The sequence below is a fragment of the Morganella psychrotolerans genome (assembly GCF_001676155.1).
In the GTDB taxonomy this organism is placed as follows: Bacteria; Pseudomonadota; Gammaproteobacteria; order Enterobacterales; family Enterobacteriaceae; genus Morganella; species Morganella psychrotolerans.
On sequence record NZ_LZEW01000001.1, the window covers coordinates 762811 to 782311 of the forward strand.

Below are 19501 nucleotides of genomic sequence, written 5' to 3' on the forward strand. Positions count from 1 at the left end.
TAAAGATGGGATATGGGGTAACACCGGGGACAAATCGTGGCAGATAAAAATCGCTTATTGCTGGATAATTTATTTGATGTGCTGGTTTTTGTGCGGGTTAGTGAAACCGGGAGCTTCACATCCGCAGCAGAAAAACTGCACATTTCCCGCTCGGCAGCCGGAAAATGTATTCAGCGCCTGGAAAACAGGGTAAGTACCCGCCTCCTGCACCGGACAACCAGGCAGATCCGCCTCAGTGAAGAAGGTGAGCGCTTTTATCTTCATGCAAAACGGATTTTATCTGAGGTGGATGATGCAGAAAATGCACTGCATGAAGGGCAGCAAACCCCGTCGGGCACATTACGGATTGACCTGCCTGTGGTATTCGGACGTCACTATGTGTTGCCGGTTTTACAGGATTTTACTGCGCAATGGGTGGATGTGGAGATTGATGTCAATTTTTCTGATGATTATTGTGATTTGGTACAGGAGGGAGTCGATGTGGCAATCCGCATCGGCGGAAACGATGACAGCCGCCTGGTACGGAAAGTATTGGCACCGCACCGTCTTATTACCTGCGCATCGCCGGATTACCTGGCACGGAAAGGTACACCGGAAACACCGGATGAACTGACCGCACATGAATGTCTGGTTTTTTGTCACCGCGGGCGGCGGGTTGCCTGGCAGTTCAGCCGGGATAAACAGATAATATCGCTGCCGGTCACAGGCAGGATGCGTTTGGGGGACACCGGCGCTATCCTGGATGCGGTGCTTGCAGGGAACGGCATTTGTCAGATTGGTGCATTTCTTGCGGGACCACAGATAGCGCAGGGTAAATTAATACCACTATTTAATTCTTTTTCAGTCCCCGGAGAACCGGTGTGTGCCGTTTACCCGTCAAAACAGTTTTTACCGCCTAAAGTCCGCCAATTTCTGGCATTGCTTGAAACCCGCTGGCAGGGTAAAGCAATATGGGAATATTAAGGAAACGGATGATGTAACTTGTGTGCGAGACGATATTATTCAGATATCCGGCTGTTATGATGAATATCGTTGACTGGTTAATAAGGATCGGGAATGGCTGACAAACAGTTTTTGCAGCAGGCGATTGCACTCGCACGCCGCAATATTGAAAAAGGCGGACGTCCGTTCGGCGCTGTTATAGTGAAAGACGGCAAAATTATCAGCGAAGGTGTTAATCAGATGGCTGAACTGAATGATCCGACGGCACATGCAGAGTTGCTGGCATTGCGCCATGCCGGACAGACACTCGGTCAGACCCGGCTGGAAGGTTGTGTGGTTTACGCCAGTGGTCAGCCGTGTCCGATGTGTCTGGCTGCTATGCGCATGGCAGGCATTACCCGGGCGGTTTATGCTTATTCCAATTCCGATGCACAGCCCTATGGCTTATCAACAGAGTTGATTGCCGTGGCATTGCGCGCGGATCCTCATGAGCAGACCGGATTTTCGTTTACACAACAAAAACCGGATGATGAGCCGTCTCTGTATGCACAATGGCAGGCGCATCAGCATTAAATTATCATAGGGACGGTCGCGGCTTCCGGCGGCGGCTGTTTCTGTTATAATCGTCCCTGCATAACCTGGTTATGTTCCTCTTCGTCTTTCCTGCGTTTACACTACTGTCATTGTGACAATATGTCTGTTCCTCCCCCCAAATATTGTTACCACTTATTTTTCCTGTCGTTTTATCTGCATTAACTTCCCCTGATGATGTGATTTTTATTTTCCTCGATCCTTTTAACCTTATTTCACGGGAATTTATGATGACTTCACCTTATTTACTGCCGGTGCTGGCAATGATTGTCTTTTTCACCGGTGTAACGGAATTTATGGTGTCACCGATGCTGACACCACTGGCAGAGGCATTTTCGGTTACACCTGCACAATCATCCTGGCTTATCGCGGTTTATACCTTATCTTACGCCGTCGCAGCTCCCTTTATGGGGCGGATTTCTGATCGTGTAAACCGCTATAAGTTGTTACAGGCAGCACTGTTGTTATTTGCCGCTGACGGGTTTGCACTGGCGCTGGCGCCGGGATTTGTGGCTGCTGCCGGGTTGCGGGTTCTGGGTGGGCTGGCTTCTGCAGCACTGATCCCGACCGTATTTGCACTGATTGCAGAACAGTTTCCTCCGTCACTGCGGGCAACAATTATGGGCTATGTTATGACAGGAATGACACTCGGTATTGTATCCGGGCCGGTTATGGCGGGTTGGCTGACAGCCCGTACGGGCTGGTATATGCCCTTTATTCTGACGGCGACAGGCGGGCTGATTATGTGGTTAATCTGTGTTTTTTTGTTCCGCAATATCAGTACCACGCTACTGTCGGTTTCTCACAAAACAGGAAAAATCCGCGATAACCCCCGGCTGATTGGTTTTCTGATGGCAAAAGGTCTGTGGAATAGCGTTGTTGTAACATTATTTGTCCTCAGTGGTGAGCTTTTGCGCCTGCGTTTCGGGTTACCGACAGAAATGGTCGGGTTTATCAGCGGAATATTTGGTGGTGGATTGCTTCTCGGAAATATATTACTGCCGTTTATAATACGCCGTTACAGAGCGGAATCGCGTTTATTACTGATAAGCCTGACAGGTATGACCCTGATGATTGCCGCGTTTATCCGCGGAACCGGTGGTCTTTACTACTCCTTGTTATGGATGATGCTCTGGGGCGGAATGCTGGGTATCGCGGCGCCCGTCAGTACATCTGTCGTGGCTGAACGTGCCGGGGCTAATAAAGGTGAGGCGCTTGCACTCTCTGAAAGTATGAATAATGTCGGTATTTTTATACTGTTACCTGGTGCGGCGGCATTACTGGCTTCACAGGGCAGCACGGTGTTATTGTTCGCGTCCGTCATATTATTGTGTATAGCCACCGGGCTGACAGGGTACTTAATCAGACCGGTAAATGGAAAATGGAAAAATAATAATGAGAGGCATTCGTGAGCAATATAACAGCGAGTATTACAGTTTTTTCTCCATTATAAATAACTGAGAGGATTGCTGTGTGGTTTCAAACGCAAGGGTGCCGGTTTTTATCATTCCCTGTGACTGATAAAAATGTTGTGCGCCGGTATTATTTTCCAGGACTTCCAGCCATAAACCAGGCTGGTTCCGGCTGCGGGCAAATGTTTCTATCAATCCAAAAACCGTTTTTCCGTAACTTTTTCCGGTTTCACCGGGTAAAAAATACAGTTTGTTCAGCAGCATTGCGCAATATTCGCTCCCTTCAGCCCGGCTATTCTCTGTTAATTTACAAAAACCGATTATTTTTTCATCAGCACAGATAAAAAACCAGAATACACCGGGTGTCGCCAGGCTTTGCTGCAAGGGCTCCGGGTGATATTCATTGTTCAAATAAGTATTTAGTTCTGCCACTGAATCCCAATAACCGGTAAAATGGTGTCGGTAAGCTTTGTCGCCCGCGTCACTGAGTACGGTGATTTCATCCGGTGTAACAGGCTGTAAAGTGAGTAATGCTGTCATTTGTGTTTACCTCATTAATTTTATTGTTTTAATATAATGATTTTTAGTGAAATATCTGATTTATCAGCCGGGTTTAAGGTTTTGTTATATCCGACCAGTGAACGATAACCCGAATAATGAGTGAAATAATGCCTCCTATATCAATATTATGCACTCGTTTTCCGAAAAAATTAGGAATTATCCCTATGGAACGGAAGGGTGGTAATTTGTTGATAATTATGGCGTTATGGAAATCAACATAAAATGACACGATAGTATTTGTCGTATCAGTGTGTTAAAACACAGTGTACTGAAAATCAGAAAAATAGTTTAATTGATTTTTTATAAAAGGATATTTTCAGATGATGTTCATCGACAGGGTCATTCACCTGGTGCTTAGTGGTATTATTATCGTCGGTGTTTACCAGTTTTATTTTTTTTACACAACGAAACATGGTACGGCCTGTTAAAACGTTTAATTCATCCATTGATGAAAAAATTCCTTTCTGGCCCTGGTGGTCATGGATATACAGCTTTCTTTATTATCCGGCTATTCTTTATCTGAACTGGATAATTCAGGACTCACGACAATTTATTATCATCGTATTCAGCTATGTGATTTTATTGTTTATGCAGATGTTTTTCTTTGTTGTCTACCCGGTTGCCGTACCCGCACACTGGCGTCAGATGAATACAGGGAAGAAAGCATCTGAGAAATTCTTGCAGTTTGTACAGAAATTTGATGACACTTCCAACTGTTTCCCTAGCATGCACGTATCCGTTGCCACATTAACGGCGTTACTGGCTTATGCATCACTGGGTCCGTGGGTGTTTATGTTCCCGCTGCTGATTGCATTGTCCTGTATGTTTACCAAACAGCATTATGTGATTGATTTACCTGCCGGCGCTGTACTGGGCTGGATTGCGTTCCAGTGTTATGTATTTTTGATTTAACCTTTTCCTTACGTTTGATTAGTAGACTCACTATTATTGGTACCCTTACTGACTTCCTTGCCGCATAATTATATGCGGCTTTTTTTTATGTGCGCTAACACAAAAGACCGGCAAAATGCCGGTCTTTTTAACTATCATACTATTGCTTTTTCAACGGCAATATCACTTCGCCATACGCGCGAATCCATCGGCTAAATCTGTTTTCAGGTCATCACTGGCTTCCAGTCCGATTTGCAGGCGCAATGTCAGTCCGCCGGGATTCCACTGCGTTACTGTGCGGTATTCTGCGCAGTCAAACGGGATGATCAGGCTTTCAAATCCGCCCCATGAATACCCCATTCCGAAAATAGAAAGACCATCCAGTAATTTCCCGATATCGTCTTGTGTAAATTTCGGGTCCAGCACAATGGAGAACAACCCGGAAGAGCCGGTGAAATCCCGTTTCCAGATCTCATGCCCCGGGCAATCAGGAAATGCCGGATGCAGCACCCGGATAACTTCCGGGCGTGCTTTCAGCCAGTGCGCCATATCCAGCGCCCGCGCCTGTGCTTCTTTCAGACGGATTGGCAGGGTGCGCAACCCGCGCAGGGCAAGGAAGCAATCTTCGGCACCCGGCAGCATGGCCATTAAATCATAAGTTTCCCGCAGTGCAGGCCACCATGCGGCATTGGCTGAAACAATCCCCATCAGTAAATCTGAGTGCCCGCCCAGGTATTTTGTCCCGGCTTCGAGAGAGATATCACATCCCATATCATGGGCGCGGAAGAACAATGGGGTCGCCCAGGTGTTATCTATAATCGTGGCGATATTATGGCGTTTTGCCACGGCCACAATCGCCGGAACATCCTGAACTTCAAAGCTCTGGGAGCCAGGGGATTCAAGGAAAATGGTGGCGGTGTTGCTCTGGATCAGCGATTCAATATCACTGCCTGCCATCGGGTCATAATAGGTGGTAACAATCCCCATTTTGTTCAGCAGCCCGTGGCAGAAATTACGGGTCGGGCGGTATACGCTGTCCGGCATCAGAAGGTGATCGCCGGTTTTCAGTGTTGTCAGCAATGCCAGTACAATCGCACCCAGCCCTGAGGGTGATAATACAGTGCCTTCAGCACCGGCAAGGGCGCTCCAGGATTGCTCTAAATTTTTGATGGTCGGCGTGCCCGCCGTGCCGTAGTTAAACTCAGCCCGGTTATTGAGCAGGGCATCCATGGTCGGAAACACCACGGTCGATCCCCGGTAAACCGGGGCATTAACAAAACCTGACTGCGTTGCCGGGTCACGGCCTAACTGAGTGATTTGTGTATCAATATGAAACTCGGAAACCGCTTTTTTCGTCATAAAATCCTCACACATAAACAGGGCTGTTCATACAGCATTATTCGAAAAATTTAAAGAACGGAGAGAGGCACAGTAACACACCAAAAAAAGATGATAAACCAGACTGTCGCCCCTTTGTATTTATGTAATACCGGCACGCGATACACCAGGTAGCACGGGATCAGGCAGGAGACGATGCCGAATAACGGGCCGCCGAGCTGCATGAAAAAGAGAATTGAAAAGCGCGTGGACACCCAGAACCACAGAGCCAGGATAACACCTGCGCATACGCTGTAATGCAATACGGTGTGATTGATTCGCTCCTGCGGCATAAAGCGGCTCAGAACGTTGACAACAATTCCTTTAATTGCTTCCTGGAAGCCCAGATAAATGCCGAGAAACGCGGTCAGGATAGCGAAAATATTGAGCATCGCCGTCATGACTTTCACAACGGAACCCGGAATAACCTGAGCGGCAATCGCCAGCGCAGAGATATTTTGTTCAAATGCGGAAACTGCTTGTTCATGACTGATTGAGAACGTGAATGAAAACGCAAAGAACAACACGGCAACGGCTAAAATAATGTAGGCGACACGGTTGGCGCGGATAGCCCGGTATGTCGCGATACGTTTATCTTTTTCCACCCGGCGGTAAGCAATGTTCATCGGGCTTAAAATCTGAACAAACAGGATAGAGAACAGTGTAAACGGCAGAGTCAGAAACACATCCCGCAGAAAAGGCAGAATATCAGGAAATGCCGTGATATTCGCGAAATTCCAGTATGGCACCATCACCACGCCGAGTAATACGATAATACCGAATTTCACAATCACCATCGGACCGGAAATTTTGAATAACAGGCGTTCACCCTGTGCGGCAATAACAACCAGGACTGTCAGAATAATCAGTCCGTACCAGACGGAGTCAGACCATAATCCTTCGGATAAACCAAATGTTTTAATATAAGACGCACTGTCAAATGTGACCGCCAGTGAGTAGGAGAACATGCCGTGAAGCAGCATCAGGAAATAAGCTATCCCGAGCGCTACTCCCCAGTTTTTCCCCAGATATTGGGTAATTACGCTGGCATAATCTTCACACTCATCTGATTCGGATAATGTGCGCAGATATAAGTTTTGCAGCCAGTAAATCGCCGGATAAGAGAGTAAGGTTGCCGCAATAAAGACCCAGATACCTTTAATGCCAACCTGAACCGGCATAAACACAATGCCGGAACCAATTGCCATACCGATACATAAAATAACCCAGCCGGTATCATATTTGGTAAACGGAATCTTTCGTAAATCGCTTTGTGAGTTTGCATCTGTCTGCATAGTCAATTCCTCAACGTTATAGATTTAATTATTAAAAAAGTCAGGAACAACGTGAATATATTTTTGTTGTATGGGTACAGTGGGTGTTATATACCCAACGTCATTCAAGATGCAGGAAGGCGGCAAACTCAGACCGTCGGGGGAGCATACACAAGTATGTGACCCAGCGGGCTGGGTGCAGCCAACGAACCTGCAGTTTGAATGAATAAGGGTAAAGCTGTTGTTATAGTAAGCGGGAATACGCAATCTGAACAAGGGTGACACTATGCTAATAAATAAAAACACTTTTGCGTTTAAAGCAAAAATAGACAGCTATGCGATTTTCCGGCACCTGGAACTTTTTATTAAAATTGTAGAGTGCAACAGCCTGAGTGGTGCGGCGAAAAAACTGAATGTGACACCTTCTTCAGTCAGTCGTGGGCTGCAACAGCTGGAAGAGCAGTTAGGTGTGGTATTGCTGAAACGAACCACCCGTAATTTTGTGCTGACAGAAGCCGGCCGCTATTTATTGCAGCGAGCGCAACAGTTACTGACGGATCTGGATGATTCATTAGTAAACACGGCCAGTTTTTATCAGCACGCACAAGGGCAGTTAAAAATAACCTGTTCGATTGCGTTTGGTGTCTGCCATTTAATGCAGCTTTACAGCGAATATAGGGAAAATAATCCGCAGGTGTGGCTTTCGGTTGATCTCAACGATGCATTAATTAATTTAAATGAAACTGACTTTGATATTGCATTACGAATTACCAGTCATCCGCCGGATAATTTTGCATTACGCAAATTGTGTAATATTAATTGGGTGTATTGCGGCAGCCGCCACTATTTTGAACAACATGGTATTCCCGAATCACCGGCAGATATTGCATTGCACCGCTGTTTAATTAATCCGAATATTCCTGATACCTGGCGGATGACAGACAAAGATGGCGTGGCATTTCCGCTGGCTATTAATAATGTTATTGAGGTAAACAGCAGCCTGGGATTACTGGAAGCGGCACGTTGTCATCAGGGGATTGTATGCCTGCCGACATATATGCTGGGTGATTATATTAATAACGGAGAGTTAATACCGGTGCTGACGGACTATAACCCGAAAACAACACCGTTTGCGCTTTATGCGTTGTACAGCCCGGCGCATACTCACGCGCCGAAGATCAGGACATTTATTGATTTTCTGGCGGATAAGCTGCCGTCAGATCCGCCGTGGGACAGTTGGATGCATCAGGACAGAGGTGGTAACTCACCTGCATAAACATAATAGGTTTCAGTGACATCATGACCGCCCCAGTCATAAGGCTGTGCCGCAATACGCTGTAAACCTTTATGCTCATAGAACCCGAAATCAGAATCACTGTCAGTCCAGAGGAAATAGCGGGCAGCATTGTTATCGCGTAAATAACGCATGGCGTGCTGCCAGAGCTGGTTGCCTATCCCGCGTCCGCGGTAACGGGCATCAATCATAAACAGATTCAGCGAGGCATCAAAAGGGTGTTCACAGTGTGCCAGTAATTCCCCGTTAATAATCAGGGTATTAAGATACAGTTCGAACAGACTTTCTTCCTGAACCGGCTCTTTGGCAATAATGTTTTTCAGGGCGCGGTACTGACGGGTTTTGGCATTCACTTTTTGTATCAGATCGGGGGCTGCGGTAACCGCCATAATCCCTGCAATTGCCTCCCCGTCGCGGACCACAAAAATACGCGAAGAGGTCAGAATGACATCATCGAGCAGAAATTCCGCCATCGGCAGAACTTTCTCTTTCGGGATCCAACTGCGGTAGTCCCAGGTTGTGATAATTAGCTCATTAATCTGTGTGATATCAGTGTCAGTGATATTGTGTAACTCGCTGTAATTCAGTGCCTGAGTGTCACTCATGCGGATATTGCCTTCTGAAGTAATTGTCTGCTGATTATTATATCGTTTGAGTTATGACTACCGCAAACTATCCTGTCCGGTTTAGCAATTGCGCGGCAATAATAAAGAGATTAGAGTGTTCAGCGCATCCGTCTTTCTTGTCTGATAATCAGGTGGCTAATGACTTCTCCGCACGATCGTGTCCGTATTATTGATACCATAACTCTTTCCGATAACTGGTATATCCTCAGAAAATATGTTTTTGATTATCTGCGCAGTGACGGCACCTGGCAACGTCAGGAGCGGGAAGCGTATGACCGGGGTAACGGCGCGGTTATTTTGCTCTATAACCGCAGTAAAAACAGTGTGATACTGATACGTCAGTTCCGGTTTCCCGTGTTCATTAACGGGCACGACGGTTTTTTGATTGAGGCCGCCGCCGGTCTGCTGGAGGAAAAAGACCCGGTATCGCGTATTAAAGCGGAAGCTGAAGAAGAAACCGGGTTTCATATCACCGAGGTGGAAAAAGTCTTTGAAGCTTTTATGAGTCCGGGATCAGTGACAGAAAAACTCTATTTCTTTATGGCGGAATATCAGGACAATAACCGTCTGAATAAGGGCGGCGGGCTGAAAGAAGAGGGGGAAGATGTCGAAGTACTGGAAATGAAGTTTGATGATGCCCTTGCCGCTATCCGCAGCGGTGACATTAATGACGGAAAAACCATTATGCTGCTGCAACATCTGGCATTATCCGGGAGAATGGCATGATGTACAGGTTGGTGCAATGCGAAGCAGAATAATCATGAAAACAGTAATGAAAACAGTTAAATATCTATTTCTTATCCCAGGTCTGCTTTTGCCCTTATCTGCCGGTGCCACACTATTACCGACAGAATCGCCCGTCAGTGTGGTACTGGATTTTTACCGCCTGAATTTACAGGATTCATCATCCGGTGGGTATGATCAGAGTGTAAAACAGTATGTTACACTGACGTTACAAAAAAAATATCAGTGATTCAATTAGTTGTAATTATGACAGTGATGATACCGACCAGGCACTGTGTGATATACCACGGCCCTGTAAAACCACAGAGAATCACTCAGCCTGCCTGTGGGGCGATAACTGGGTTGAAAATGATGTGAATTATTACACCAAATCACAAGATATTTATGATTCCTGGGTAAATTACCGCGATGCGCATACCGAATCACAAACAGATGAAATGGCAACGGTGCTGGTAACACTCGGTAATCCACCGGATGAATTATTGCCGCTGCGGGTGACCGTCATTAATGAAAACGGACACTGGAAAATTAATAATGTGGCGTTGATAGCACAGTAATTTTCCGGAAAACGGGATAGTTCGCTGATATCCGGCATATTATTTTAGTTATGGTAAAATCAGGAGAGGAACCGCACGCGGTATATGGCATTCCATCATCGTGCAGTGGTTTGCAGAATATTATGGCTTTACGAGAGAAAGACAATGCCATCGCCATTAGCGGGCTGGTTATTTTAACACTGATCTGGAGTTACAGTTGGATCGCCATGAAACAGGTCACGCGCTACGTTGATGCGTTTGATTTTACGGCGATGCGCTGTGTATTCAGCGCCATTATGCTGCTGCTGGTGCTCTATATCCGTTCGCGTGTGACAGGGCGCAAAATCCGGTTTACTCCGTTTAGTTACACGCTGGGAATTGCTGTGCTGCAAACCTGCGGCATGGTCGGGCTGGCGCAGTGGGCGCTGGTCAGCGGCGGTGCCGGAAAAGTGGCGATCCTCAGTTATACCATGCCGTTCTGGGTAGTCATTATGGCGGCAGTTTTTCTGGGCGAGCGGATGCGCCGCCTGCAATATGCGGCTATTGCAGTGGCTGCCGCCGGGCTTGTGTGTGTCATCCAGCCCTGGTCCCTTGATTTTTCATCAATGAAAAGTGCCTTTCTGGCGATTTCCTCCGGGATAAGCTGGGGGGCGAGCGCTATTGTGGCGAAAAAATTATACCGTCGCTATCCGCAAGTGGATTTGCTCTCTCTGACTACCTGGCAGATGGTCTATGCCGCCGTTGTTATGACAATTGTGGCTTTACTGGTTCCGCAGCGGGAAATTGACTGGCAGCCTTATGTGTTCTGGGCACTGAGTTACAGTGCAATACTGGCGACCGCTGTTGCCTGGAGCTTATGGTTATTTGTTCTGCGGAAATTGCCTGCCGGTATCGCCAGCCTGAGTACATTAGCCGTGCCGGTGTGTGGTGTTCTGTTTTCCTGGTGGTTATTGGGTGAGGAACCGGGACGGACAGAGGCGACAGGAATTATCATGATTGTGCTGGCACTGGCTGTGATAAGCATTAAATTACCCAAAAAATCAGCATAAATACTTATACAAAACGTCATTCAAGATGCAGGAAGGCGGCAAGGAGCAGATATGTCAGATACACAACCCCGGGGGCAGCTTCATTTTTTCTGCGGCAAAATGGCATCGGGAAAATCCACGCTGGCAAAACAGTTAGTCCGCGAAGAAAGTGCCGTTCTTGTGACAGAAGATAGCTGGCTGGCGGCACTGTATCCCGGGGCAATAACCCAACTTGCCGATTATATTGAGAAAAGCGGATTACTGAAGTCTGTTCTCGCACCGCACCTGACCGATCTTTTGCGTGCGGGGAATACACTGGTACTGGATTTTCCGGCGAATACACCTTCACAGCGCAGGTGGCTGAAAGGGCTGGCAGAGCAGGCGGGGTGTCAATATTGCTGTCATGTGCTGAGTGCAGACGATGACGAATGCAAACGACGGCTGGCGGTGCGCAACCTGACAGGTGAAAATCCGTTTATCACTTCAGCAGAACAATTTGACCTGATCACCGCACATTTCAGCTATCCGGCAGAAGAAGAGGGGCTGGTGGTCAGTTACCGCTGAATCGGCTAAGTTGATCGGCAAGTAAGGTTTTGACCAGCCAGACAGCTTCACTGATAACTTTAGGCTTCAGTGCCGGGTCTTTGATCATCATGATGCATAAAGACTCGGTCGCCCCGAAAATCATGATAGCCGTCCATTCCGGAATCCGGAAATTTTCCGGCAGGTATGTTTGCAGCGAACGTTGAAGGATCTGACAGAAAAAATCCTGCACGTCTAATCCGATATCTGAAAATTCCGGATACGCTTTCAGTGCCGCCACAGTGGCGTTAAAGGCTTCCCCGTCATCCGCCATACATTCAAAATAAGTGGTAATACATACGGTTACCGCATCTTTCAGATCAGAAATCGGCTGGTCCATCTGCGCATTCATCCGGGCGGTAAGGGCATCATCACTGTATTTAAACAGTGCATGCAGCAGGGATTTCCGGTTGCCGAAATGCTTATAAGTCACCGGTTTGGTGACACCGGCTCTCTCTGCCAGCGTGATCAATGTCAGCGCATCGGTTCCTTTTTCCAGAATGATGGAGTTGGCGACATTCAGCAGTTGGATCTGGCGCTCATCGCGCTGTAAACGTCCGGACAAGTCCGTCTCCTTGTTGTTGTTGTATAAAAAAAATTTAAAAACAGGAACCCGGAAAGTGTATCACAGACTCGCAGGGCAAATCAGGCAGTAAAAAAAGTTCTGAAAACGCTTTACAAGTTACCAAAGGTAACATATAACTATACTAAAGGTAACTTACAATATTCATCTGTTATTAATCAATATATACCCAACGTCATTCAGAGTGCGGCCAACGAACCTGAAATTTGAATGAACAAGGGTATAATTTAGTGAGGAAGTACCATGCCGTGGATTTTATTAATTACTGCCGGTCTGTTTGAAGTCGTCTGGGCATTTACCATGAAGCAGTCTGAAGGCTTTACAAAACTAGGTCCGTCAGTGATAACCATCATCGCGATGCTGATCAGTTTCGGGCTGCTTGCCGCTGCAATGCGTGTATTACCGCTGGGCACCGCATATACCATCTGGACCGGTATCGGGGCGATTGGCGCCTTTATTGTTGGGATCACAATTCTGGGCGAACCGGCAAATATGATGCGGATACTTGCCGGGGTGCTGATTGTGTCCGGCCTGGTACTGATGAAACTATCCAGCCCGGCGTAATAATGCCTGTCTGAGTTTGTAAATAGTTCTGTGTTGACTGCCGGCAAATGTTGCCGGCTTTTTTGTGCTTACAGTAACGGCAGTTCCCGTAACTGAATAACATTCTTCATCACCAGTGTGGACGTCAGGCGCTGGACTCCCGGCATAGCGGAGAGCTTGCTGTCATAAAGCCGCTGGAATGCATCAATATCTTTCACCACAATCGTCAGCATATAGTCCGGGTCACCAAACAGCCGTTTTGCTTCAATGATATACGGAACATCAACAACCGCTTCTTCAAATTTGCGCATGCTTTCCTGATTGCCGTCTTTCATGGTCACAAAAACCAGGGCTGAAAAATTCAGTCCCAGTACCCGTGGGTCAAGCTGTGCGCGGTAATCACAAATTGCCCCGGATTGCTCCAGTGCTTTCAGTCTGCGGTGGCAGGGGGAAAGACTCAGACCGACGCGATCTGCCAGTTCAGTGACAGTTAATCGTCCATCGAGTTGTAATTCAGAAAGGATCTTCCTGTCAAAGCTGTCCATTGGCAATTTTCTTCCAAAAATAAGGTAAATCAGGGGCTGATTAGCAAGCACATTCTATCCGATTAACGATATTCTTCCTATCAGTTTCCGGTGAAGGACACAGGTATACGGAAACGGATTTTAAAAAGTGTCAGAATGACCCGGCAATAAGCCCCCGCCGGGTCTGACTAAATAAAAAACCCCGTTTCATGGCTCTGAAACGGGGTTTTTCTTATTCTGAAAATGACCGGTTGCGCTGGTGGTTATTATAAAATATAAACGATGGTAAGTGGATTTGTTACCTATTGAAATATAATGATTAAAAATTTTAAAGATAACCACCTTTCAGTGACATCAACACTATATTCTGTTTTTATGCCTTTGGGATTTATTTATCAGATTCAGAAACCTGATGATTCAATTTTATTTATTGATAGCTGTATTTTTTCGTTATTGTTCATGTGATTGTTAACTGAAGCATTTTGTTGAATCGTTTATTTTCATGTGAATAGCCTTATTTTGTGTATCCAATTGATTTTAAACAATCAAATGGCACCTTAAATTAATGAAACAATATTTAAAATTATAGTTCCGGTTAATTGTTCTGATATCCCCGCCTATCTCTCTCTGTTAAGTATTAGATCTCACCTTTTCTGCAAAACTCAATATAAGTCATTTATTCTGTGTCCATTCGGGTTTCATCCGCGCCGGAGAATACTTTACATATTGTTAAGCTAATCTTATGATTTTGGCGCTATCACCATGCGCACTGGCTGATGACGATGCAACGTCAGATAACTCATTGTTATTTTTACTTTATAAGGAATTTATCATGCCAACTCCGTGCTATATCTCCATTAACGGCAAAACACAGGGCAATATCACTGCCGGTGCCTTTACTGCTGAATCTGTCGGTAACATTTATGTGCAGGGTCACGAAGATGAAATGCTGGTGCAGCAGTTTGACCATGTTGTGACTGTCCCGACGGACCCGCAATCCGGTCAGCCATCAGGCCAGCGTGCACACCGTCCGTTCAAATTCACCGTAGCACTGAATAAAGCGGTTCCGCTGCTGTATAACGCCTTGGCGTCCGGTGAAATGCTGCCGAAAATACAACTGAAATGGTACCGCACCTCAGTCGAAGGCAAGCAGGAGCATTTCTTCACCACGTCTCTGGAAGATGCGACCATCGTCAATATCGACTGCAAAATGCCGCACTGTCAGGAACCGTCCAATACGGATTTCACTCAGTTGATTGAGGTGTCTCTCTCTTACCGTAAAATCGACTGGGAGCACACAGTTTCCGGTACCTCCGGGGCTGATGACTGGCGTGCGCCGGTCGAAGCGTAATTATTTCATTCACACCATACATTCATCCCGGATGTGTGGTGTTTCTGCATTATTGCACTGACGCCAACAGGTTCCGGAGCTGGTATGTTTGCTGAAGACCGAAAAAAAAAGACGGCGGGGGCTGCTGCCGTGCTGAATAATAATGTGATGCAACAAGCAGGAGACGCGACAGTATCAAAAACTGCCGGTTCACTGCTGCCCGGCGGTTCGTTGTCCGGTCTGGTATTTACCTGTAAAATCGGGCGGTTACCGGAGCAGACCTTTCAGGTCACTGAATTCACCCTCAGCGAAGCACTCTCCTCCCTGTTTACCCTGTCAGTCAGTGCCGTCAGTTTGCTGCCCTCCATTCCTTTTGATGATCATCTCGGCTCGGCGGCATCACTGACGGTGATCCGTGACGGCGTAAAAGTCCGTACCGTACAGGGGCTGCTGGCGTCGGCGGAGCAGGGAAATACGGACGGTAACAAAACCTGGTATCATTTTATTATCCGCCCGGAAATGTGGGTGATGAGCCTGAATCAGGACAGCCGGATTTTTCAGAAACAGTCTGTGCCGGACATTCTGGCGACACTGCTGAATGAAGCGCATGTCAAATGTGATAAAAAATTCTATCAGGATGAACTGCATCAGAAGCGGGATTACATCACGCAAAAACGCGAATCTGCTTATGAATTTTGGTGTCGCCTGGCGTATGAAGAGGGGATTAATTTCTGGTTTGAAGAGGGGCCGAAACTCTTTTACAGCGATAATCACCTTGGCATGACCGCCGGTATTCATCTGATCTATAACCCGCAGGCAGACACAGATACCCGTGACAGCACCGCATCCTCCTGGCGTTACACACAAACACTGTGCAGTGATGTGTTTATCCAGAAAGATTACAACCCGGACCGTCCGTCCTACCCGTTTCAGCATCAGGTCACGGGTAAGGTGCATAAACAGCACGCTGTGTACGAAAGTTACGGTCGTTGCCGCGATGACGAGACCGGCAAACCCTTTACTCAGCTGCGCTACGAGCAATCTCAAAACCAACGGCAGACCGGAGCCGCCAATACCAACTGTTTTTCCCTCAGACCCGGTAAAATATTCACGCTGAATAATCACCCGTCGGCGGCGATGAATCAGTCATGGCAGGTGATCAGCGTCAGCCATCGCGGGGTGCAGCCGCTGGCGGATAACGGCGGCGGGGACGGTACGCAGTTTTCCAACACCGTCCGGTTTATCCCGGGAACTCAGGAATGGCGTCCGCCGTTTCGCTTCCGCCCTCAGGCGGACGGTGACGAGCTGGCAACGGTTGTCGGGCCGGAGGGCGAGGAAATTTACACCAATGAGCAGGGGGCGGTAAAAGTGTATTTTCACTGGGATCGCTGCGGTCAGCCCAATCACAGCGCCTCCTGCTGGGTTCGGGTGGCAATGGGCTGGAATGGCGGGGGATATGGGTTTATGTCGATCCCGCGTATTGGTCAGGAAGTCATTATTTCTTATCTGAACGGCGATATCGATAAACCGGTTATTACCGGCTGTACCTACAACGGGCGAAATCGCCCGCCACTGGATTTACCAAAAGAGAAAACCCGCACTACGTTTCGTACACAAACTCATAAAGGTGACGGCTTTAACGAGCTGCATTTTGACGATTTAGCCGGGGAAGAAGAAATTTATCTGCATGCACAGAAAAATATGAATGTGCATGTTGAACATGATGTCACCTGGCATATACAGCACGATCTGAAACAGAGAATTGATAACAACAGTCACACGGAACTGGCGGGTGATGAGCACGTCATAATCAAAGGCTCACAGAAACATCAGACAACCGGTGATGTTTCGCTGCATATCAAAGGTGAACAGCACACCAGGGTGGATAAAAATCTGGTCACCGAAAGCGGGCAGCAAACCCACCACCTCAGTGATGGAAAAATCATTATTGAGGCGGGAACGGAAATCACCCTGAAAGTCGGTGATAGCTTTATCCGCATCACACCGGGAGCGATTTTTACCTCCGGAAACCTGAATATCGGTGACAGCGGTCCGGGCACCGGCGCCCCGGTAACACTGATGTCGCCGGAAGGTGTTTTGCCTGCCAAAGCACCGTATCCGGTGAAAAAATATTGTGCGGTTGCGGCTCAGACAGCAGGAAGCTGGATTATAAAATCAGGAGAATAAAATGGCCGGACTGAACACGACACAATGGCTGACAGAAACCGATCCTGCACCTATATATCTGATGGTGAATACACAAGCAAAACCGAATCCGGTTGAAATACTGTATGCAAATGACTGGATTGAGGATGCATTCCGAATTTATGACAGCACCCCACTGGCACATATCACAGAGCAAAGCCCCTGGCTTATCCTGTTGAAACAATCATCATATCCGGCACTCGGAAGATTAATGGACAGCGGTGTTTTCAGTGATCCGTCATGGGGCTGGGCATACCGCAGCAGTCAGTCATTACAGGAAAATCTCGATCACTGGCGTCGCCGTCAGTTAGTTACCCTGAAAGGAAATACCGTTATTCTTCGCCTCGCTGACAGCCGGGTCGCGGGTATTTTATTTCCGGCAATGAATAAAGAGGACTGGCGGATACTGATGACACCGGTAGCGCGGGTATTAGTTACCACACCAGAGCTGAAAGCATTTCACTCACTTGCCACTCATTGCGACTTACCTGCACCGGAAATACAACATCTGCCGTTTGAGGTAAAACCACATCTGATCAGGGCATGGCAACAATCGACACAGGCACTGATATTTTATGCGGATAATATCGCCTGTGAGCTGTGGGAAAACCAGCCGGAAGAAGCCCTTATACTGGATACCCCGGAAGGTGAGTTAATGCATCGTCTGGATATTTGGTTTCGGCAGCAGTTATCACTTATGACCGATATTAATTTTCTCACTTATGAGGATTTTCTCCGCCATGCAAAACATAAGGGATGGATGCCGTCAACTGACGGAGGGATGATGTGAGTGAAATAAGGGATTGTATTGATTGTGATAATTACCGTTACTGGCTGGAAATTCAGTTAACGGATGATGTCGGTCAGCCTCTTGATAATCTGCCGTTTACGCTGAAAGAACGGGGAACGGATAAATCGGTATCCGGTGTAACCGATGAACAGGGGCTTTTCCGGGCAGAAGGGCTGTCTGCCCGTCCACTGATGCTGACAGCCGATGCTCAGAGCCTGGCGGATAAATTAACAGCTGATAATCCCGGACGCCCTTTGCCGTATCCGGAAGACTCGCTGAAAAGCTGGTGCCGGACACAGGGGCATATTCTCAATGAGGATAATGTCGCCGGTACGTTCAGTAATGAATTACCTGAACGTATTTATGATATGTCTCCACCTCAGATATCCCGCCTCAGTGATTACCGAAACCGGCATGAAGGTTATTTCCTTATCTGGCCATATAGTCACCGGCGGGTGATTGCCATCCGGCGGATCACTGAAAAAGTCTATGCTAAGTCAGTACAGCGGGGAGCCGGAAATACGGATGCCGGGACTGAGACGGAAAGACTGGATAATTTCGGTCAATATCAGACTCAGCCATTACTACCGGATCAACCGGTTGCTGAGGCCGGATTTCCGATCCATTACATGCTTCAGTTAATGGGAAACACGTTATCCGGCGGTGCCGCCGGGCAGCCGTATCCCGGTCTTCAGAAGACCCGGCAGAATGATGATGATTTTTTCCAACAGGAAAATTCCCCCCGCAGCGAAATGTCCGCGCAGTCGCAGCGCAAATTTATACTCACCTTACTTAACACCGTATTGCCTGTCGGGATGTTTATTGCGAAAGAGTACGCCAGTGACTCACTGACCTATGACGATCTGGCTGAAAAAGCTAAAAATAATGGTACGGCAACAACCCGTGTCCGGATTAAATATCAGGAAAATACGGCAACCGGCGAACAGGACGTGGTGTCTTACGCCACAAAAGGCAGTAACGATCAGGTCCGGGTGCGTATGGGTGTTAAGGCGCCGGAATCTGAAGCGGATGAAATCCGGATGAGCAGCCGGGCTTACCGTTCGGACGGTCTGCCAACCCCGCAATCACTGGCGACTATTTATAAATTTGCGTTGGATGACGGAAATATTATCTATCTGGGTGTAGATACAGATAATAAATTCGTTGAGCTGACATCCTCCACACATCCGGACGAATTCGGCGGACGGGGCTGGCATACCGGCGGAGAAGTTGACAAAATAGATGTCCCGGCAGATACCGGTAATCACAATCCGTACCTTCCCGGAAAAACGGACAGCTCCGGCGGATTTCAGGTACATAATAACGGACCGGTGATTCTGACCAGCCCGGCACCGGATGAGCAGGGATTTAATGACTATATCCTGATCACACCGATAGCCGATGTTCCGGCGATTTATGTGTATTTGAGTGAGATGGTTGGGGATAATGGAGAAGAAAAACCGCCCAGTATAAAAGTAGTTAACGATAAATTCTTAAAGAACAATAACATAGATGCTCATCAAATAAAGAAAGATTTTCTTGGCTCTAAGGCTGAAATTAAGCATTACGATATTTATGCAGATAAGGATAGTGGTCAGTTATGGATATTCAGGAAAGGTGGTAAAGGTGAAGGTATTCCAACCGGTGAGTTCATTAATAAATAAAGAG

General features: G+C 47.3%; 20 protein-coding genes and 1 pseudogene. 15 read left to right on the plus strand and 6 right to left on the minus strand.

Annotated features, from left to right (window positions below; genetic code table 11):
• The first annotated feature begins 36 nt into the window (after nt 1-36).
• The 3 genes from AYY16_RS03805 to AYY16_RS03815 all read left to right on the plus strand — a co-directional run bounded on the left by AYY16_RS03805 (nt 37) and on the right by AYY16_RS03815 (nt 2945).
• Nucleotides 37-963, plus strand: a complete 927-nt coding sequence (locus tag AYY16_RS03805) for a LysR family transcriptional regulator (RefSeq protein WP_067362290.1) — start codon at nt 37-39, stop codon at nt 961-963.
• A gap of 93 nt (nt 964-1056) precedes the next feature.
• On the plus strand, nt 1057-1515 hold the full coding sequence (locus tag AYY16_RS03810) for a nucleoside deaminase (protein WP_067362293.1): 459 nt from the start codon (nt 1057-1059) through the stop codon (nt 1513-1515).
• A gap of 245 nt (nt 1516-1760) precedes the next feature.
• Nucleotides 1761-2945 (plus strand): MFS transporter, encoded by a 1185-nt coding sequence (locus AYY16_RS03815; protein ID WP_067362296.1) that lies wholly within the window; start codon nt 1761-1763, stop codon nt 2943-2945.
• A gap of 18 nt (nt 2946-2963) precedes the next feature.
• On the opposite strand, the gene AYY16_RS03820 is transcribed toward AYY16_RS03815, so the two are convergent.
• Entirely contained in the window at nt 2964-3485 is a 522-nt protein-coding gene (locus AYY16_RS03820; RefSeq protein ID WP_067362299.1) for a GNAT family N-acetyltransferase, read from the minus strand.
• Nucleotides 3486-3917: 432 nt separating this feature from the next.
• On the opposite strand from AYY16_RS03820, the gene AYY16_RS03825 reads away from it, so the two are divergent.
• A complete protein-coding gene (locus tag AYY16_RS03825; protein WP_235846201.1) occupies nt 3918-4418 on the plus strand; it encodes a phosphatase PAP2 family protein in 501 nt (166 codons plus the stop codon).
• 162 nt (nt 4419-4580) lie between these two features.
• Here the strand turns inward: AYY16_RS03825 and metC are convergent, their stop codons facing one another.
• Nucleotides 4581-5756 carry a cystathionine beta-lyase gene (gene metC, locus AYY16_RS03830; protein ID WP_067362302.1) on the minus strand — a complete coding sequence of 392 codons (1176 nt, stop codon included), beginning with the start codon at nt 5754-5756 and terminating at the stop codon, nt 4581-4583.
• 37 nt (nt 5757-5793) lie between these two features.
• Nucleotides 5794-7069, minus strand: a pseudogene (locus AYY16_RS03835) (amino acid permease).
• A gap of 265 nt (nt 7070-7334) precedes the next feature.
• Here AYY16_RS03835 and AYY16_RS03840 point away from each other — a divergent pair.
• On the plus strand, nt 7335-8324 hold the full coding sequence (locus AYY16_RS03840; RefSeq protein ID WP_067362305.1) for a LysR family transcriptional regulator: 990 nt from the start codon (nt 7335-7337) through the stop codon (nt 8322-8324).
• On the opposite strand, the gene AYY16_RS03845 is transcribed toward AYY16_RS03840, so the two are convergent.
• Nucleotides 8294-8947, minus strand: coding sequence for a GNAT family N-acetyltransferase (locus AYY16_RS03845; RefSeq protein ID WP_067362308.1), 654 nt, complete (start codon nt 8945-8947; stop codon nt 8294-8296). The genes AYY16_RS03840 and AYY16_RS03845 overlap by 31 nt on opposite strands.
• A 159-nt stretch (nt 8948-9106) precedes the next feature.
• Here AYY16_RS03845 and AYY16_RS03850 point away from each other — a divergent pair, with 159 nt between their 5' ends.
• The 5 genes from AYY16_RS03850 to AYY16_RS03865 all read left to right on the plus strand — a co-directional run bounded on the left by AYY16_RS03850 (nt 9107) and on the right by AYY16_RS03865 (nt 11840).
• On the plus strand, nt 9107-9694 hold the full coding sequence (locus AYY16_RS03850; protein WP_067362311.1) for an NUDIX domain-containing protein: 588 nt from the start codon (nt 9107-9109) through the stop codon (nt 9692-9694).
• A 46-nt stretch (nt 9695-9740) separates the two neighbouring features.
• Nucleotides 9741-9941, plus strand: coding sequence for a hypothetical protein (locus AYY16_RS20815; RefSeq protein WP_235846202.1), 201 nt, complete (start codon nt 9741-9743; stop codon nt 9939-9941).
• Between the two features lie 124 nt (nt 9942-10065).
• Nucleotides 10066-10269: a DUF3828 domain-containing protein gene (locus AYY16_RS20820; protein WP_235846203.1), complete on the plus strand. Its 204-nt coding sequence runs from the start codon at nt 10066-10068 to the stop codon at nt 10267-10269.
• Nucleotides 10270-10391: 122 nt separating this feature from the next.
• Complete coding sequence (locus tag AYY16_RS03860; RefSeq protein WP_067364641.1) at nt 10392-11297, plus strand: DMT family transporter; 906 nt, start codon at nt 10392-10394, stop codon at nt 11295-11297.
• A 51-nt stretch (nt 11298-11348) separates the two neighbouring features.
• The gene (locus AYY16_RS03865; protein ID WP_067362314.1) at nt 11349-11840 is read left to right on the plus strand and encodes a P-loop nucleotide/nucleoside kinase family protein; all 492 of its coding nucleotides are present in this window, start codon (nt 11349-11351) and stop codon (nt 11838-11840) included.
• Here the strand turns inward: AYY16_RS03865 and AYY16_RS03870 are convergent.
• The gene (locus AYY16_RS03870) at nt 11827-12423 is read right to left on the minus strand and encodes a TetR/AcrR family transcriptional regulator (RefSeq protein ID WP_067362317.1); all 597 of its coding nucleotides are present in this window, start codon (nt 12421-12423) and stop codon (nt 11827-11829) included. The two genes, AYY16_RS03865 and AYY16_RS03870, sit on opposite strands and share 14 nt — an antisense overlap.
• Before the next feature lie 261 nt (nt 12424-12684).
• Between AYY16_RS03870 and AYY16_RS03875 the strand changes: the two genes are divergently transcribed.
• Nucleotides 12685-13005 (plus strand): DMT family transporter, encoded by a 321-nt coding sequence (locus AYY16_RS03875; protein ID WP_067362320.1) that lies wholly within the window; start codon nt 12685-12687, stop codon nt 13003-13005.
• 68 nt (nt 13006-13073) lie between these two features.
• Here AYY16_RS03875 and AYY16_RS03880 read toward each other — a convergent pair whose 3' ends face one another.
• On the minus strand, nt 13074-13529 hold the full coding sequence (locus AYY16_RS03880; protein WP_067362324.1) for an Lrp/AsnC family transcriptional regulator: 456 nt from the start codon (nt 13527-13529) through the stop codon (nt 13074-13076).
• 811 nt (nt 13530-14340) lie between these two features.
• Between AYY16_RS03880 and AYY16_RS03885 the strand changes: the two genes are divergently transcribed.
• The 4 genes from AYY16_RS03885 (at nt 14341) to AYY16_RS20130 (ending at nt 19497) form a co-directional block, all read left to right on the plus strand.
• Nucleotides 14341-14859: an Hcp family type VI secretion system effector gene (locus AYY16_RS03885; protein ID WP_067364644.1), complete on the plus strand. Its 519-nt coding sequence runs from the start codon at nt 14341-14343 to the stop codon at nt 14857-14859.
• A 210-nt stretch (nt 14860-15069) separates the two neighbouring features.
• The gene (locus tag AYY16_RS03890; RefSeq protein ID WP_067364647.1) at nt 15070-17025 is read left to right on the plus strand and encodes a type VI secretion system Vgr family protein; all 1956 of its coding nucleotides are present in this window, start codon (nt 15070-15072) and stop codon (nt 17023-17025) included.
• Nucleotide 17026: 1 nt separating this feature from the next.
• Nucleotides 17027-17833: a DUF4123 domain-containing protein gene (locus tag AYY16_RS03895; protein ID WP_067362327.1), complete on the plus strand. Its 807-nt coding sequence runs from the start codon at nt 17027-17029 to the stop codon at nt 17831-17833.
• Nucleotides 17830-19497: a polymorphic toxin type 33 domain-containing protein gene (locus tag AYY16_RS20130; RefSeq protein WP_150384698.1), complete on the plus strand. Its 1668-nt coding sequence runs from the start codon at nt 17830-17832 to the stop codon at nt 19495-19497. The genes AYY16_RS03895 and AYY16_RS20130 overlap by 4 nt, the downstream gene beginning before the upstream one ends.
• Nucleotides 19498-19501: the final 4 nt, after the last annotated feature.